General features: G+C 70.9%; 16 protein-coding genes. 9 read left to right on the plus strand and 7 right to left on the minus strand.

Annotation, left to right across the window (positions count from 1 at the left end; translation table 11 throughout):
* Positions 1-16 precede the first annotated feature (16 nt).
* The 4 genes from ACTMTJ_RS29745 to ACTMTJ_RS29760 all read left to right on the plus strand — a co-directional run bounded on the left by ACTMTJ_RS29745 (position 17) and on the right by ACTMTJ_RS29760 (position 3,588).
* Positions 17-1,339: an AI-2E family transporter gene (locus ACTMTJ_RS29745; RefSeq protein WP_441221688.1), complete on the plus strand. Its 1,323-nt coding sequence runs from the start codon at positions 17-19 to the stop codon at positions 1,337-1,339.
* 130 nt (positions 1,340-1,469) lie between these two features.
* Positions 1,470-1,805, plus strand: coding sequence for an STAS domain-containing protein (locus ACTMTJ_RS29750; protein WP_441221690.1), 336 nt, complete (start codon positions 1,470-1,472; stop codon positions 1,803-1,805).
* A gap of 282 nt (positions 1,806-2,087) precedes the next feature.
* Positions 2,088-2,813 (plus strand): GAF and ANTAR domain-containing protein, encoded by a 726-nt coding sequence (locus tag ACTMTJ_RS29755; protein WP_441221691.1) that lies wholly within the window; start codon positions 2,088-2,090, stop codon positions 2,811-2,813.
* 43 nt (positions 2,814-2,856) lie between these two features.
* The gene (locus ACTMTJ_RS29760) at positions 2,857-3,588 is read left to right on the plus strand and encodes an ANTAR domain-containing protein (RefSeq protein WP_441221693.1); all 732 of its coding nucleotides are present in this window, start codon (positions 2,857-2,859) and stop codon (positions 3,586-3,588) included.
* Between the two features lie 70 nt (positions 3,589-3,658).
* Here the strand turns inward: ACTMTJ_RS29760 and ACTMTJ_RS29765 are convergent, their stop codons facing one another.
* The 3 genes from ACTMTJ_RS29765 to ACTMTJ_RS29775 form a co-directional block, all read right to left on the minus strand.
* On the minus strand, positions 3,659-4,048 hold the full coding sequence (locus ACTMTJ_RS29765; protein ID WP_441221695.1) for an STAS domain-containing protein: 390 nt from the start codon (positions 4,046-4,048) through the stop codon (positions 3,659-3,661).
* 210 nt (positions 4,049-4,258) lie between these two features.
* Complete coding sequence (locus tag ACTMTJ_RS29770) at positions 4,259-4,795, minus strand: DUF5994 family protein (protein WP_441221696.1); 537 nt, start codon at positions 4,793-4,795, stop codon at positions 4,259-4,261.
* Between the two features lie 97 nt (positions 4,796-4,892).
* On the minus strand, positions 4,893-5,159 hold the full coding sequence (locus ACTMTJ_RS29775) for a lipopolysaccharide assembly protein LapA domain-containing protein (protein ID WP_441221698.1): 267 nt from the start codon (positions 5,157-5,159) through the stop codon (positions 4,893-4,895).
* Between the two features lie 340 nt (positions 5,160-5,499).
* Between ACTMTJ_RS29775 and ACTMTJ_RS29780 the strand changes: the two genes are divergently transcribed.
* Together ACTMTJ_RS29780 and ACTMTJ_RS29785 are read left to right on the plus strand one after the other, a co-directional pair.
* Positions 5,500-8,967, plus strand: coding sequence for a glycosyltransferase (locus tag ACTMTJ_RS29780; protein ID WP_441221700.1), 3,468 nt, complete (start codon positions 5,500-5,502; stop codon positions 8,965-8,967).
* Between the two features lie 144 nt (positions 8,968-9,111).
* Complete coding sequence (locus tag ACTMTJ_RS29785) at positions 9,112-9,780, plus strand: hypothetical protein (protein WP_441221702.1); 669 nt, start codon at positions 9,112-9,114, stop codon at positions 9,778-9,780.
* Positions 9,781-9,799: 19 nt separating this feature from the next.
* On the opposite strand, the gene ACTMTJ_RS29790 is transcribed toward ACTMTJ_RS29785, so the two are convergent.
* Together ACTMTJ_RS29790 and ACTMTJ_RS29795 are read right to left on the minus strand one after the other, a co-directional pair.
* Positions 9,800-10,060 carry a hypothetical protein gene (locus ACTMTJ_RS29790; RefSeq protein WP_441221704.1) on the minus strand — a complete coding sequence of 87 codons (261 nt, stop codon included), beginning with the start codon at positions 10,058-10,060 and terminating at the stop codon, positions 9,800-9,802.
* A gap of 49 nt (positions 10,061-10,109) precedes the next feature.
* Complete coding sequence (locus tag ACTMTJ_RS29795) at positions 10,110-10,517, minus strand: MerR family transcriptional regulator (RefSeq protein ID WP_441221706.1); 408 nt, start codon at positions 10,515-10,517, stop codon at positions 10,110-10,112.
* Between the two features lie 72 nt (positions 10,518-10,589).
* Between ACTMTJ_RS29795 and ACTMTJ_RS29800 the strand changes: the two genes are divergently transcribed.
* Together ACTMTJ_RS29800 and ACTMTJ_RS29805 are read left to right on the plus strand one after the other, a co-directional pair.
* Complete coding sequence (locus ACTMTJ_RS29800) at positions 10,590-11,318, plus strand: siderophore-interacting protein (RefSeq protein ID WP_441221708.1); 729 nt, start codon at positions 10,590-10,592, stop codon at positions 11,316-11,318.
* Between the two features lie 64 nt (positions 11,319-11,382).
* Entirely contained in the window at positions 11,383-11,799 is a 417-nt protein-coding gene (locus ACTMTJ_RS29805; protein WP_441221710.1) for a VOC family protein, read from the plus strand.
* A gap of 3 nt (positions 11,800-11,802) precedes the next feature.
* Here ACTMTJ_RS29805 and ACTMTJ_RS29810 read toward each other — a convergent pair whose 3' ends face one another.
* Positions 11,803-12,456 carry a response regulator transcription factor gene (locus ACTMTJ_RS29810; protein ID WP_441221712.1) on the minus strand — a complete coding sequence of 218 codons (654 nt, stop codon included), beginning with the start codon at positions 12,454-12,456 and terminating at the stop codon, positions 11,803-11,805.
* On the minus strand, positions 12,447-14,444 hold the full coding sequence (locus tag ACTMTJ_RS29815) for a histidine kinase (RefSeq protein WP_441221714.1): 1,998 nt from the start codon (positions 14,442-14,444) through the stop codon (positions 12,447-12,449). The genes ACTMTJ_RS29810 and ACTMTJ_RS29815 overlap by 10 nt, the downstream gene beginning before the upstream one ends.
* Between ACTMTJ_RS29815 and ACTMTJ_RS29820 the strand changes: the two genes are divergently transcribed.
* Positions 14,443-15,099: a hypothetical protein gene (locus ACTMTJ_RS29820; RefSeq protein WP_441221716.1), complete on the plus strand. Its 657-nt coding sequence runs from the start codon at positions 14,443-14,445 to the stop codon at positions 15,097-15,099. The two genes, ACTMTJ_RS29815 and ACTMTJ_RS29820, sit on opposite strands and share 2 nt — an antisense overlap.
* Position 15,100 lies beyond the last annotated feature (1 nt).

The raw sequence follows: 15,100 nt of genomic DNA on the forward strand, positions 1-15,100 counted from the left end.
GATGGATGGTTCCGCGATGAGGTGGACACGTTCGGTGCGTGAGCGGGCCCGGGCCCGACTGGCCGCCGCGCAGAGCGCCGGCCCGCCACCCTTCGACGCCGACGCCGACGCCGACGGCGTCACCGGCTCCGGGCCGGACCACGTGATGATGGTGCGGCCAGCGCCGACCGTCGACGACGGCCTGCCCCCAGGTGTACGAGTCGCGGGGGCTTGGGCGTGGCGGCTGATCCTTTTCGTCGCCGCCGGCTACGTGCTGCTGCGGCTGGTCGGCATGCTCCGCCTCGTCGTCATCCCGGTCGCCGTGGCGCTACTGCTCGCGGCCCTGTTCCAGCCCGTGGTCGCCGCACTGCGCCGGCGCGGGATGAACCGGTCGGTCGCGGCCGCGCTCGTCCTGGTCGCCGGGCTACTGGTCGTCCTCGGCGGTCTCGGCCTGATCGTGCAGACTTTCGTCTCCCAGTTCGACGACCTGTCCACCCAGGTTCGGGAAGGCGTGGACGAGGTTCAGAGCTGGTTGGCCCGCGGCCCGCTGCACATCTCACAGACGCAGATCAGCGACAGCATCGACAGCCTCCAGCAGCGGCTCTCCGACAACCAGGGCATGCTGACCTCCGGTGCGTTGAGTACCGCCACCACCGTCGGCGAGGTGGTCGCCGGATTCTTCCTGGTTCTGTTCACCCTGTTCTTCTTCCTGCGCGACGGCGACCGCATCTGGCGGTTCGTCTGCCGCCTACTGCCCCGTCCCGCCCGCCTGCCGATGGCCCGCGCCGGCCACTACTCCTGGCACACCCTGGTGTCCTATGTGCACGCCACCGTCCTGGTCGCTTTCGTCGACGCGGTCGGCATCGGCATCGGCTTGGCCGTCCTGCGGATCCCGCTCGCGCTGCCGCTGGCCGCCCTGGTCTTCCTGACCGCGTTCATCCCGGTCATCGGCGCCACCCTGTCCGGCGCGGTCGCGGTCCTCGTCGCCCTGGTCACCCAGGGGCCGGTCAGCGCCCTGATCCTGCTCGCCATCGTCATCGGCGTCCAACAACTCGAAGGCCACATCCTGCAACCGCTCATCATGGGGCGCGCCGTCGCCCTGCATCCCCTCGCCGTCATCCTCGCCATCGCCATCGGCGTGGTCACCGCCGGCATCGTCGGCGCCCTGGTCGCCGTCCCGCTGCTCGCGGTCGGCAACACCGCCGTGCGATACCTGGTCGCGCACCCCACGGGCGAACCCACCCCGGACCACACTCCACCGGGCACCGAACCAACCGACGACGACCAGGCGGAAGCCGAACGCCTTCAAGAGGCCGGACGAGCGCGAACCAACCGGTCCGCCGCTCACCTCGCCGGATGACGCGCCGGCTGCGATCCGCCGCGACCGCGGCTAGACTCCCCAGTGATGGACCATCGCCCCGGACCTCGGCGCTGGCGGTCTAGGAGCGGGTTGGCTGCCGCTCCGATTGAGGTCCGAGAGCAGGTGCGTCGTGATCCTTTCCCATCAGATGCGTAAGACGCCCCATGGGATTCAAGTCTTGCTGTCCGGCGAGATCGACATGTCCGTCCAACAGGAACTGCACGACGTCCTGCACGCCGTCGTCGCCGCTTCCCCGACGATCACCGAAGTGGACCTTCGCGAGGTCACCTTCTTGGATTGTGCGGGTATCGGCGAACTCGTGGGCGCCTGCCTCGACGCACGCCGCCGCGGGCAGATCCTGATCGTTACCCAGCCGCGGGCATTCGTCCGCGAGGTGCTGGATTTGGTGAACACGCTGGCCTTGCTGACGTCCCGACCGGCCGCTTTTGTCGGCGGCGACGTTTAGCCCCCGTTCGTACGGTCCACCGGCAAGCGTGTTCCTGCCGCGGGCCCACTGGGAGGACGCCGGGTTCATGGGCTTGCCGTGTGGGGAAACGGGCGTTCCGGCCGCGACGGGGCCCGCCTTGTCGCGGTAGGGTCGAGCGGGAATGTCGACCCGTGGCTGCTCTGGTCCCTGGTAGTGCCTGACCTGCGGAAAGGTGCAGCCGTGAAGATGACCAGCGGTCTGGTGCGGCATCGACGTGGCACGAGGTCGCGGACCGTGCGCTGGGCGAGCCGGTGACAGCGGATGGATGACTATGCCGCCCGTATCAAAGCGCTCATCGCGCGGCAGCCGGCCGGCCTGAACGCCGGGACCGGCATGGCTGGTTTCCTGCAACGGCTGTGCGCGGTGGCCACCCAGGCGCTGGGAGTGTCGGGAGCGGGTGTGAGCCTGATGGCCGAGGACGGGGTGCGGCGCCTGGCCACCGCCTCCGATCCGGCGACCGAGCGGCTCGAGGAGGTGCAGTTCGTGTTGGGTGAAGGGCCCTGCATCGACGCCTTCCAAGCCCGCCGCCCGGTCCTGATACCCGACCTGGCGGACGGGGCGGTGCACCGGTGGCCGGTCTACACGCCCACCGTCCACGACAGCGGAGTCCGTGCGGTGTTCGCGTTCCCGTTGCAGGTGGGCGCGAGCCGCTTGGGCGTCCTGGACCTGTTCCGGACTCGGCCCGGACCGTTGACCGGCAAGGAGCTGGGGCAGGCGCTGGTCTTCGCGGATGTCGCGGTGGGCACGCTGCTGGATGGGCAAGAGCGTGCGGGCCCGGGCGCGACCGCCGACGGGCTGGCCGAGGCGATGGAAGGCCGGGCAGAGCTGTTCCAGGCTCAGGGCATGGTCATGGTCCAGCTCGGTGTTCCCCTCGCCGAGGCGATGGCGCGGCTGCGGGCCTACGCCTTCGCCGAGGGCCGCCCACTGGCCGAGGTGGCGCGAGATGTGGTCGCCCGCCGGCTACGGTTCGACCGAGACCAGCCATGAGCGAAGCATCCACCCAGATTTTGGAAAGGGCTGTGAGGCAGTCATGACCACCGTTTCCGCTGAACGGCTCGCCCGGGTCTTCGTCGAGGTCGCCGACACCCTGGTCGACGAGTTCGACCTCATCGACTTCCTGCACATGCTCACCGACCGCACCGCCACCCTCGTCGAGGCCGCCGCGGTCGGGCTGCTGCTGGCCGACCAGCGCGGCCAACTGGAGTTCCTAGCCGCCTCCGATGAGAACACCAAGCTCCTGGAGCTCTTCCAGGTACAAAACAGGGAAGGCCCGTGCCTGGACGCGTTCCACACCGCGACACCCGTGGTCAACGCCGACCTGGCCGACGCGACCAGCAGGTGGCCGCGCTTCGCGCCCCGCGCGACCGCGGCTGGTTTCCGCTCGGTCCACGCCTTCCCGCTACGGCTACGCAACCAGGTGATCGGCGCGCTCAACGTCTTCGGCCGCGAACCCGGCCCCAGCCTCGGCGACGCCGACGTGCCCATCGTGCAGGCCCTGGCCGACATCGCCGCGATCGGCCTGCTCCAAGAACGCGCCATCCGCCGCAGCGAGCTACTCACCGAGCAACTGCAAGGCGCGCTCAACAGCCGGATCATCATCGAACAAGCCAAAGGCGCCATTGCCCAAGCCCGCGCGGTAAGCATCGACGAGGCGTTCACCCTCATCCGGGCCTACTCCCGAGCCCACAACCGCCGCATCGGCGACGTCGCGCGCATGATCGTCACGGATCCGACTGGCATCCCCGGACTCGTCAACCCCTGACCCGGCCCTGGATCTGCCGCCTACGGGAGGCGGGCGGTCCTGACGACCAAGGCGAGGATCTCGTGGCCGGTCATCTGGCTGCCGAGTGTCCGGATCCCGCGGCACCGGAAACGGTCGTCGCGGCCGTGAACACGGCGAGCAGCCCGGTGACCTCCAACACTCGACGGACGATGGGTTGCGGGTGGCTGACTCGCATCTGGTGTCCGGCTTGGATGGCGGCGTCGCGCACCGCGACAAGTGCGGCAAGGCCGGTGCAGTCCAGGAAGGTTACCCCGGCCAGGTCGACGTCGAGCAGGTCCGGACTCCGGTCGCGCAACAGGCGCAGTAGCCGCTCGCGCAGCATCGGCGTGGTTGCCAGGTCGACCTCGCCGACCACGGCGACGCGGGCCGTGACCGCCGAAGGATAGGTGGTGTCGATGTGTAGCTGCGCCAATGCGGTCACCGGCGAAAATGTGGTCATGGACATTTGTTCCTCCAGCCCAGCGTGCCTCAACGATTGTGTGGTGAGCGGGCGGGGACTGGGCCCAGCCGGTAGGCCAGCCGGCTCTGTGGTGTAGCCCTCTGGACGGCAGCACCTTGACGATCTGAGCCCGGTCGACGTACGTCGCTGCCGCCGTCGTCGCCGTATGGCGGCATGCGTAGCAGCAGCCGAACCGGGCTGATGCGGGTCCTACATCGCCCGGGTTGGGGTGGGACCGGTGCGTCCGCCTTCGGCCTCCCAGGCGTCCTCGGCGGTGCCGTCGATCGGGCGTGTGGTGGGGGTGCTGACGGCCAGGAGGATGTGTTGGGCGTGAACGAGGTTGGTGGTGGCGGCGGCCAAGACCATGGCCGCGTCGGCGGTGCCTTCGGCGGTGTTGGGTGGGACGACGAGCAGGTCGATCCGGTCGTTGCCGCAGATCGCGGTCAACAGGCTGACCGGTTGGCTGCTGAAGTAGCCCAGCCGCAGGACACGGCCGGCTAGGCCGAGGCGGCGGGGATGGCTGTCCCAGCCGGCGGCGGCCAGGACCAGTCGCGTGACCGGTCCGCGGAGCTTGTCGATCGCCAGGACCAGGCCGGGCAGCTCGGCGACGGGGTCGGTGGAGCGGGGCCACCAGGCGCCGTCCAGAAGGGTGCGGCGTGCGCCGGTGGGTTCCATCCGCAGGCGTGGGGTCGATGGCGGTGTCAACGAGGTGGTGGTCATGCGTGCGGCGGCAGATGTGGCGGCCATGGTCGACTCCTCGCCCGCCGTCGGATCGGGATCCGGCGGTCGGCGGCTGGTTGACGGTGCGGTGGTCTGGAGATGCCCCGAGACGTGCCGGGTCCGGTCAGTGGCGCTGGCGGGACAGGCGGCGGCGTAGCTGGGTGATCCGGGCGGCCCCGACCACCATGGTCAGCAGCGCGGCGCCCACGGCCGCCATCAGCAGCGCCAACGCCAGCGGCAGGCTGCCGTCCATCCACAGGAAGTCGACCCGCACGCTGCGGGTGTTCTGCAACATGAACACGATCAGCACCACGAAAAGCAACGCGGCGGCACAGATACCAAACCAGGCGGCGCTGGTGCGGGTACGAGGCACCCGGTTGGCGGTTGTCATCGGCGGTGTCGTCTCCGGAACTCCCCGCGACGCCGCGGTGGCCGGGTCATCGGAACCGCTTCGAACACGACGTAGGTCGTTGGACATGACGTCCCCCTCGGGGTGGGCCGGCGTGGCGGGCACCTCAGCGGTGGGATGTCGTCGATTCCGGGATACCCACATCGTACACCCGTTCGGTCGACTTGGTGGCTTATCGGCCGGGCGACGCCCGACTGCCCGCCGGTCCAGGGCTGGGCCGGGGTGCGGTTGACGGTAGGCTCGGCGAGTTTGGCGGTCCAATCAGTAACCTTGAGTTCATCGACTCCCGCCGCCGCTGCGGCATCGGTGTGAGCGAGGTGGCATGGCAGGCGATCACGAGCGATCCGTTCCCGGTCTGGACGGGCAGGAACGTCAGGCCATCGCGGCCGCGTTGTGGGACTCGTGGCGATCGGGACTGCGCCGTGGCGCCATCATCACCGGCCTGCCCGGCATCGGGAAGTCGACAGGAATCGTGTCGCCGCTGATCGAGCGGGCCAGGAAGCAGGGTCTTTCCTGTGTTCTCGTCGACGCACAGCCTCGTGGCGAAGACAGCCCCATCGACGCCGAGGCCGCCTTGCTCGATGATCTTCGGTCCGAGATGGAGCAGGCCGAAATGGAGTTCGGTGCGCAGCGCGGCCTGTTCACCGAGCTTCGGGTGCTGCTGCGTCGCGACGTGCTGGTCGTGATCGACGAGTTCCAGCGGCTGCTCGACCCGGCGGGCCGGCCCGTGTCCCCGTTCGCCGACGAACTCGGCAAGCTGGTGTCGCGAGCACCCGCGGGCGCCCTGTGGCTGCTGTCCAACCGCGAGATCGATCCACGGTGGACCGGGCAGTTCCATGTGGCCAAGCTGCCCGCGCCGCCCACCACAGACGCGATCAACATCGTTCTCGCCAACCTCGACTCCGACGTCGACCCGGACGACTGGTTCCCGGTGGACCAGCGGGAACGGACGGTCGAGCGGCTCGGGGCCAACCCGCGCATCCTCCGGCTGCTCGCAAGACTGCTCGGCAAGAACGCCTTGGACCAACTGCTCGGGCCGGACCCCGGAATCGCCCCCGACCCCGCACTCATCAACGCCATAGAGATCGACCTGGTACGGAAGGCGGCCGAGGGTCTCTCCGAACCTGCGTTGAGCGCGCTCAACGACCTCTCCGTGCTCGACAAGTGGGCCGACGACGGCCTGCGCACCGCGATGATCGGGCGGCTCGGCGACACCGGCCGGATCGTCCGGGAACTTGTGGACCGCTACCTGCTGGAGACCCGCCCGGTCCGGCAGGGCTCGGCATCCGCGCAGATCTTGGTCCGGGTGCATCCGGTGGTCCGCGAGCTCAATACGGTCCGGAGGCACGGCGACGAAACCGCGTGGCGCGCCGCCCACCGGCGGGCCGGCGAGTGGTACGCCCGCCCGCTGCTGACCCGCGACCTCGGCCAGGTCAGCGAAACCCGGCTGGCCACCGCCCTCGACGACGCCGAGCGCCATCTGGACAAGGCACAGGCCGACGAGTTCGGCGACGACATCTCGGCCCGAGTCCGCCTCTACCTTGCGCGCTACGAATGGGTTCGGGACCTCCCCGAGCAGGCCGTGGACCGGGATGGACGGATCGCGCTGCTCGGCGCGTACCTGACCGACGTCGACGCGCCCCCGCTGAGCTACCACCTATCGCATCTGCTCTGGGCGCGTGGTGGCCCGGACGATCGGCGCCGCGCGCTCACGTACGCGAAACGTGCCACGGTCGGACAGGCCGAGCCCTACCCGTGGTTGCACTGGATCCAGCTGGTCCGTCAGCTCGATGGCTTCGCGGCCGCAGCCGCGGCGAGCCGGGAAGCGCTCCCCCACGTCATGACGCGGAAGGCCAGGATCTACGTCGAACTGGGCGCCGCGCTCGCCCACGACGGCCGGGTTGCCGAGGCCGTGGCCGAGCTGCGCAAGGGCTGCCAGGGGCTCTCGGACGAACGACCCCGCCTGGCCCAGCACGCGTTGTTCTACGCCACGGGCGAAACCGATCCGGCGCTCTTGCGGGAGACCCGGGACTGGCTGCACACGCGCCGCGAGCTCCAGCCCCAGGCCCTGCTCGCGGACGTCCTCCTGCTACAGCATCAGAGCCGCTGGGCGGAGAGCATCGAGCGGGCGCGCGAGGCCCGTGCCGTACGGCCGTTGGTGCACCTGTCGATGTGCGAGGCGATCGGCTGCCTGGCCGTCGGCGAACCGGCCAGGGCGCGGATGGCACTGGCCGACGCCCGCAAGGAGGACAAGTCGAGACGCCGGATGCCGGTCGAAGGAAAGGACTGGCTGGCCGCCATGATCGAACTGATGGCTGGCCGCCCGCGCGAGGCGCGCCGCGAACTGGCCCGGTACCTCGACGATCCGCCAGCCAAGCCGGACGAGATCCGGGACAGCCTGCTGAGCCTGTGGGATCGCCGGATCGCGACTCAGGGTGAGTTCAATCCCTCGCTGCACTTCCCGATCCTGCCGCCGTCGATCACGGGCCTGCCCTCGAACGTCCACCGCCCCCAGTACGGCGGACCCGTCTTACCTCAGCACCGCCACGCCGAGGAGACCCGCATGGGAGAAAGTTCAGCAGCGCCCGAGCAGGGACCGGTCGTCCTCGCGGTCGCCACGGAATGGCGATCGGTGCACGGCGGCCTCAGCACATTCAACCGCCAGCTGTGCACCGCCCTGGCCCAGGCCGGCGCGCGGGTCTTCTGCACTGCCCCGAAGGCATCGGAGACCGAGCGCCAGGAAGCCGCGGACGCGAACGTGACGCTCGTCCGACCGCTCAAGATGCACGGCGGCTCGGTCTCCGACATCCTTTCCCGGCGACCGGAGCTTCCGCCCGGCGCCGAGCCGGACATCATCATCGGTCACGGCCGGGTGACCGGCCGCGCTGCGGAGAACCTGCGCGACCACTTCCCAGACGCCCGTCGCGTGCACTTCATCCACATGGCGCCCGACGAGATCGAATGGTTGAAGACTGACCGCAAGGACGACACCGCCGTGCGAGCCGAAGAGCGGACCAGGGAGGAATGGAACCTGGGGCGCGACGCGCACCGGGTCGTCGCTGTCGGGCCTCGGCTCTACGACCGTTACGTACGTGATTTCTCCGCCCTCGGGGTCACCTCGGTCAGCCGAATGGATCCCGGATTCGACGTGGCCGACGTTGCCGTCGCCCGGACGCCGCCGCCCGGCGGGCCATGGTCGATCCTGCTGTTCGGCCGCGCGGAGGATGCCATTCTGAAGGGCCTCGACATCGCCGCGCGGGCGGTCGCCCTAGCGGCCGCGGACCGGGGCCCGCGGGCCGAAAAACTCGAGCTCAAGGTCCGCGGCGCGCCCGACAATACGTCCGCGGAGCTCGTGGAGAAGCTGGTGGCCTGGGCCAACAACCCGCTCGCCCGGCGGCCGATCGTCCGGTCCTATTCCACTGACCACGAGGACCTGGGCATCGATCTGCGTGCGGCCAGCCTGGTCCTGGTGCCGTCCCGGGCCGAGGGCTTCGGCCTGGTGGGCGTCGAGGCGATCCAGGCCGGTACGCCGGCGCTGATCAGCGAGGAGAGCGGCTTGGGCAAGCTCCTGGAGGAGACGCTCGACGAAGAGGCGAGGGCGCGCGTCGTCGTCCCGGTCACCGGCAACCTGGAGACCGACGCAACCGCCTGGAGCAAGGCCATCGCCGGCGTCCTGCGCGACCGGGAGGCTGCCTTTGCCGACGCCGCCCGCCTACGCACCCGCCTGGCCCAGGCCCACACCTGGTCCGCCGCGGCCATCCAACTCCTCGACGAGTGCCGCAAGCCCTGAGATTCCGTTGCTGATCGGTGCTGGGCGCCGGGAGCGTACGGGGGTGTCCACCGCGCGAAGCCGGCGGCTGATACGCGGGTATGGCATGCGAATGGACCTGTGGTATCACGACCGGCGCGACGTCTCGGACCTACCCTCCGCGGCATGACAGATAGACGAATCGTCGCCGCAGGGCGCGGGCTGCGGGTGTTCCTCGCCGGCGCGGACGACGTGCGACCACCGACCAACCCCGGACGGCGCATGGCGGCGTGGCTTCTCGCCTCGGCCGGGGCCGCGTACCTCGCGTACGGCGCGGCCACCTACCTGGACGCGAAATCCGGCCTCCCGACGTGGGTTTGCGCCTTCGCCGGCGCGGCGCTCGCGGCACCTCTGCTGCTCGTGGTGACCCGTCCCCTGCTGGCCTGGCGGGTGGCCTGGGTCGGCGCGGTGGTCACCGGGATAGCCGTCCAGGCCCACCACCGCACGCCGTTCTCGTGGCATCCCGCCATCTTCGTGGCGCTGATACTCATCCTGTACATGGTGGTGCTGCGGCAACCCGCGGCGGTCAGTGCGTGGGCCTGGGCGAGCATGGTGGTGCTCATCTGGGTGTCGTTCTACCCGGCGGACCGGATCCCGCTGAGCGTGATCGTCGCCATCCCGGTGGCCATCGCGTACATGGTCCGCCACCGGCGGGCGCATCAGCGGCGGCGCCTGGAGCCGGCCCTCGCGCCGTGGCTCGTCGCCCCGATCACGCACGACGGCAGCACCGCCGAAGACCGTGTGAAATACCGGGCTGGGAAAGCACCATCCATCGAAGGAGTCATCCGCGGATGAACGCAGGCCAGCACTGTCCTCAGTGGTTGGAGCCGAAGTACCAGCCGAAATGCGCCCAGTCGTAGAACTTCCAGCTGCACTGCGTGGTTATCGGCCCGTGGAGCGCACGGGCGATGTCGCACTCCTCCAGCGAGCCGTACGCGCCGTACTCCAGCCACATCTTCGGGCTGACCGACGCTGCCTGTCCGGCGGCGCCGGCCGGCGCGGCGGCCGCGAGGCCGCTCGCGGTGAGGATGCCGACGAGCGCGGCACCGACGGCGAACTTACGGAAACGGGTCATGGTGCCGAGTCCAGCACGGCACCCCTTTCAGAACCCTTTCACCACGGCGTCAGGCGGATGGTATGCGTGCCTCGATCTGCTCGCGGGCACGTGGACATTCCTCGAAGTTCAACGGGCAGGACAGCGCCTCTTCGATGAGGTCTTTCGCCACCTGGGCCTGGGCGATCCGCCGGTCGAGCTCGGCCACGTGCCGGCGGAGCAGGTCCGCGCGGTCCATCGGGTTGCCCGTCGCCAGCATCGCGCTCAGCTCGCGAAGGCTGATGCCGGCGTCCTTACCCATCAACACGATGGCCACGCGCATCATGTCGGCGTGGCCGTAGCGGCGCTGCCCACCCGCGGCGCGACCCGGAGCGAGCAGCCCCATGCTCTCCCAATGGCGCAGGACGTGGGTCGCCAGGCCAAACCTGCGGGCCAACCCACCTATGGTCAGGTCGTCGTCGACGGCGCTTGACTTCATGTGCACATTAACCTGCATCATGGCCGCCATGAGCAAGCAAGACCGGCTTGAGCATCCGGCGGTCCGCACCCGATGAGTGTCCTGGACCGCTTCCTCTTGAATGGCACCGTCGACGCCGTCGAAGACCTCACCCGCGGCGCGCGCCGGATCCGGGTCGCCGGCCCGTCGCTGCGCGACCTGGCATGGACCCCCGGGCAGCACATCCGGTTGCTGGTCGGCGACATCAGCGCGCCGAGCAACTGGCTTCGCGGCCTCCGCGACACGCTGCGCACCTACTCGATCTGGGACTACGACGCCGGTGGTTGCCTGGATCTGTGCATAGTGGACCATCCCGAGCCGGGGCCCGGCGCGCGCTGGTCCCACAGTGTCCATATCGGACAGCGCGTGTCCTTCACCCGGCCCGAGGGCCGGCTCGTCCTGAAGGACGGCGCGCCCTTCCACCTGTTCGTCGGGGAGGAGACCGCGTCGGTCGCGTTCGGCGCGATGCTCCGCGCTCTGCCGCCCGCCGAGCGCGCCTACGCGGTGCTCGAGTTCGAAGGTCCCGAAGACCGCCTCCCGCTGCCGCGCCACGACGAGCTCACTTGGGTGTACCGGGACACCGCCACCCCCGAGGACGACGGGCCGCTGCTGCGGGCGCTGCGGTCTCTCGACCTGCCGACCGAGCCGGGCGTCGCCTACATCGCCGGTGAGGCGCGCACCTGCCAAGTCGTGCGGCGACACCTCACCCACGAGCGCGGCTGGCCCCGGAAGGCGACCGTCGTCAAGCCCTTCTGGGCGCCCGGCAGAACCGGCTTGGACTGAGACCGTTTTATTGTGGACGGAGCCACGCTACGGTACCCAGAGGGACGCAGCCTGGGAGAAGGCGATGACCATTCCGCGGTTCCATCTGGCCGTGCCGGTCGATGATCTGGCCGCCGCGCGCCGGTTCTACGGTGAGGTGCTCGGCCTGGAGCAGGGGCGCAGCTCGGACACCTGGGTGGATTGGAATCTGCACGGCCACCAGTTCGTCACCCACTTGGCGCCGGCCCGCGCGGAGCGGATACACAACCCGGTCGACGGGCACGACGTGCCGGTGCCGCACTTCGGGCTGCTCCTCACCGTCCCGGAGTTTCACAAGCTCAGCGAGCGGCTGCGCGCCGCGGGCGTGGGGTTCGTCATCGAGCCCTACGTGCGTTTCGAGGGGCAGCCGGGCGAGCAGTGGACGATGTTCCTCCTCGACCCGGCGGGCAACGCGCTGGAGTTCAAGGCGTTCGCCGACGACGCACAGGTCTTCGCGACCTGACGGTCAAGGGGCACCCGCGCGGAGCGCGGCCAGCACGGCGAGCACCCGGCGGTGGTCGTCCGGCGTGTCTTCGAGGCCGAGCTTGCTGAAGATGTTGGCGATGTGGCTCTCGACGGTCTTGGGGCTCACCACGAGCCGCTCGGCGATGGCGGCGTTCGACCGGCCCTCGGCCATCAGGGCGAGCACGTCCCGCTCCCGGCCGGTGAGCGACAGCACGGGATTGCGGCGGGAGTGTCCGCGCATCAGGTGGCGGACCACGTCGGGGTCCAGCACCGTGCCGCCGGCCGCGATGGTGTGCAGCGCCCCGAGCAGCGTCGGCACGTCGATGACGCGGTCCTTGAGCAGGTAGCCGAACCGCTCCGCGTGCCGCTCCAGCAGACGCGACGCGAAGTGGGTCTCGATCGCCTGGGACAGCAGCAGCACGCCGAGCTGCGGGTGGTCGGCCTTGAGCTCCACCGCCGCGGCCGCGCCCTCGTGGGTGTAGGTCGGCGGCATCCGGATGTCCACCACCGCCACGTCGGGCCGGTGCTCCGCGACGGCGCCGGCCAGCGCGGCCGCGTCGCCGACGAGCGCACACACGTCGACGCCGGCCTCGGCCAGCAGCCGGGCCAGGCCCTCGCGCAGGAGAGCGGAGTCGTCGGCGATGACTACTCGCACGGCAGCACCGCCTGCACGGTTGTACCCGATGGCTCAAGGTCTGTCACGGTGAGCGAGCCGCCCGCGGCCGCGACCCGGTCGTGCAGGCCGCGCAGGCCGTGACCTTCGGGGTCGGCGCCGCCGACGCCGGTGTCCGAGACGGTCACGGTGAGCCCACCACGGCCGTGCTCCACGTCGATGCGGATGCTGCCGGCCGAGGCGTGCTTGACGGCGTTGGCGACCGCCTCGGCGACGACGAACCAGGCCGTGCCCTCGGCGGTGGCGTCGAAGCGGCGGTCGGGCACCTCGTAGGTGATCGGGACCGGGATGCGCTCGGCCACGTCCGCGACCGCCGCGAGCAGACCGCCGCTGGCCAGGGCCGCTGGCTGCATGCCCGACGCGAGCTCGCGCAGCTCCTGCACGGTGTGACCGAGGTCGACGACCGCGCGGTCGACCTCGGCGCGGAGGATGTCGACCGCGCCGTTGAGCCGCGCCGATTGCAGTTGTAGCGCGATCGCGAGGATGCGCTGCTGGGCGCCGTCGTGCAGGTCTCGCTCGAGGCGTCGGCGCTCGTCCTGGTGCGCGGTGGCCAGCCGGGCGCGCGACTCGGTCACCACCGCGAGCTGGCGCGCGAGCTCGGCGCGCAGCGCGACGTTGTCGATCTCGGCGGCGGCCTCGGCGGCGACCGCGACCACCACGTCGCGGTCGACCCGCCGCGGGTCGAACTCCAGCTTCGCGCCCCGCACGTCGACGGTGTGCGCGCCGGGGCTCACGACCCGGCCGTGCTCGGTCACCCAGCCACGCGCGGTCGGGTACAGCACGCGCGCACCGGGGTCGTCCAACGCGTGCGCGACGAGCACGTCCAGGTCGACGGGCGCGGCGCGCAGGCCACGGCGGACCGCGTCGACCGCGTCGAACCTGGCTCGGTCGAGCCGGCGGCCGGCGGCGCGGCGGGCCCACACGTACGACTGCCGCGCCACCGCCACGCCGGCGAGCGTGGCCGCGACCGTCGAGAGCTGCGACGTCTCGCCCAGCGGGGTGGTCCGGCTGATCACCACGACCACGAGTACGAACGCCATGACGACCGCGCCGGAGGCGAGCGCGTAGGCCGCGGACTCGGAGACGACCCGTTCGACGTCGTACAGCCGGTAGCGCAGGACGGACAGCGCGGCGCCCGCCGCCAGGGCCACGAACGCGACGGTGAGCGGCCAGCCGGCGAGGCCGTCGTGGCCCAGGTAGGACAGTGCGAACCCGGCGACGACCGCCGGCGCGAGCGGCACGAACCCGGCGACGAGCCAGAGCAGCTGCCGGCGCTCGTCGTCCCGCACACGGCGGGCGGCGCGTACCAGCGCGAAGACCGAGGCGAGCAGGCACAGCCCGAGCGCGAGGACGGCGGCGTAGGACAGCGCGTCGACCACTCCGCCAAGCCGCGAGACCGCCCACGGGCTGCGCATGCCCGCGAACGGCGCCTCGAGCGGGCGGGGCCGCAGCAGCATCAGCAGCTGGGACACCACTCCCAGCGCGGCGGCGGCGAGTGGCAGCCGGCGCGGCCGGATCCGGCCGGGCAGCGTGAGCTGTGCCGCGAGCGCGGCGAAGACGAACCACCACACCCAACTCGAGTCCGCGAACGTGGCGAGCAGCGGGTCACCCGTCCGCAGTGCCAACTCCTCGGTGAAGCCGCCCCAGGCGATCGCGGTGCCCAGCCCCAGGAACGCCCACCCGGCCGGCTGCCGGACCGCCCGCCAGGTCAGCACCACGCCCACGAGCCAGCACGCGAGCATCGCCACGACGTACGGCAGGTCGCCGAGCCGGGCGTGGTCGGCGAGCGTCGTCGCGACCATGGCCGGCAGCAGCGGCCAGGTCAGCGCCCGGGCGAGAAAGCGCGTGGCCGCTCCCATCCGCTCATCGTCGCAGCTGATCGGCTCGAACGTCTCAGGGACAGCCCTGAGGACAAGTTCCGGGCCTGCTCGGTCGTACGGCGCCCGCCGCACGCCGACGATCGAGGCCATGACTATCACCGCCACACCCACCACCGACCGGACCACCACCGTCGCCGCCCGGGTGGCATCGGTCGCCGCCCTGCTCTTCGCCGTCTGCCTCTTTTGGACGGTCGCCAGCGTCAACGTGCCCCGCGACGCGACCGACGCCGAGTTGCTCGCGTGGTGGCAGGACTCCGGCAACCGGCTCGCCGGGACGGTATCCGGCGTTTGCGCCATGGCCGCCGCTGTCCTGCTCGCCGTCGTCGTCAGCCACCTTCGCCGCATCCCTACCGCGTCCGGCGCGCCGGCGTGGCTGGCCCTGGCGCGGGCGATGGGTGCCGCCTTCACCGCCACGCTGCTCGTCTCCGCGGCGCTGCGCGGGGTGGTCGCCCACCTCGTCGACCGGATGGACCAGCCGCTGCCGTCACTCGACGTGCTGCGTTACTCGACCGCACTCAACTACACCCTGCTCAACCTGCCCGTCATGACGACCCTCGCGCTGACCATCACCGCGATCTCGGTCGTCACCCTCCGCACCGCGGCACTGCCGCGCTGGATCGGGTACGTCGGCCTGGGCGCCGCACTCGTGATCGCGGTCGCCGTCGCCGCGCAGATCGGCGCGTACGCGATACCGGCGGCTCTGCTCTGGGCGGTCTGCCTGAGCGTCGCGCTGTGGCGGCGCTAGA

The sequence above is a fragment of the Phytohabitans sp. LJ34 genome (assembly GCF_052068095.1).
Taxonomy (GTDB): domain Bacteria; phylum Actinomycetota; class Actinomycetes; order Mycobacteriales; family Micromonosporaceae; genus Phytohabitans.

Bases quoted from the DNA above. Each gene is read 5' to 3' on its own strand.
- ACTMTJ_RS29795 (WP_441221706.1), bottom strand. From the start codon at position 10,517: ATGAAGTCAAGCGCCGTCGACGACGACCTGACCATAGGTGGGTTGGCC.
- ACTMTJ_RS29755 (WP_441221691.1), top strand. From the start codon at position 2,088: ATGGATGACTATGCCGCCCGTATCAAAGCGCTCATCGCGCGGCAGCCG.
- ACTMTJ_RS29800 (WP_441221708.1), top strand. From the start codon at position 10,590: ATGAGTGTCCTGGACCGCTTCCTCTTGAATGGCACCGTCGACGCCGTC.
- ACTMTJ_RS29790 (WP_441221704.1), bottom strand. From the start codon at position 10,060: ATGACCCGTTTCCGTAAGTTCGCCGTCGGTGCCGCGCTCGTCGGCATC.
- ACTMTJ_RS29760 (WP_441221693.1), top strand. From the start codon at position 2,857: ATGACCACCGTTTCCGCTGAACGGCTCGCCCGGGTCTTCGTCGAGGTC.
- ACTMTJ_RS29780 (WP_441221700.1), top strand. From the start codon at position 5,500: ATGGCAGGCGATCACGAGCGATCCGTTCCCGGTCTGGACGGGCAGGAA.
- ACTMTJ_RS29745 (WP_441221688.1), top strand. From the start codon at position 17: ATGAGGTGGACACGTTCGGTGCGTGAGCGGGCCCGGGCCCGACTGGCC.
- ACTMTJ_RS29815 (WP_441221714.1), bottom strand. From the start codon at position 14,444: ATGGCCTCGATCGTCGGCGTGCGGCGGGCGCCGTACGACCGAGCAGGC.
- ACTMTJ_RS29785 (WP_441221702.1), top strand. From the start codon at position 9,112: ATGACAGATAGACGAATCGTCGCCGCAGGGCGCGGGCTGCGGGTGTTC.
- ACTMTJ_RS29805 (WP_441221710.1), top strand. From the start codon at position 11,383: ATGACCATTCCGCGGTTCCATCTGGCCGTGCCGGTCGATGATCTGGCC.
- ACTMTJ_RS29770 (WP_441221696.1), bottom strand. From the start codon at position 4,795: ATGGCCGCCACATCTGCCGCCGCACGCATGACCACCACCTCGTTGACA.
- ACTMTJ_RS29820 (WP_441221716.1), top strand. From the start codon at position 14,443: ATGACTATCACCGCCACACCCACCACCGACCGGACCACCACCGTCGCC.
- ACTMTJ_RS29765 (WP_441221695.1), bottom strand. From the start codon at position 4,048: ATGACCACATTTTCGCCGGTGACCGCATTGGCGCAGCTACACATCGAC.
- ACTMTJ_RS29775 (WP_441221698.1), bottom strand. From the start codon at position 5,159: ATGACAACCGCCAACCGGGTGCCTCGTACCCGCACCAGCGCCGCCTGG.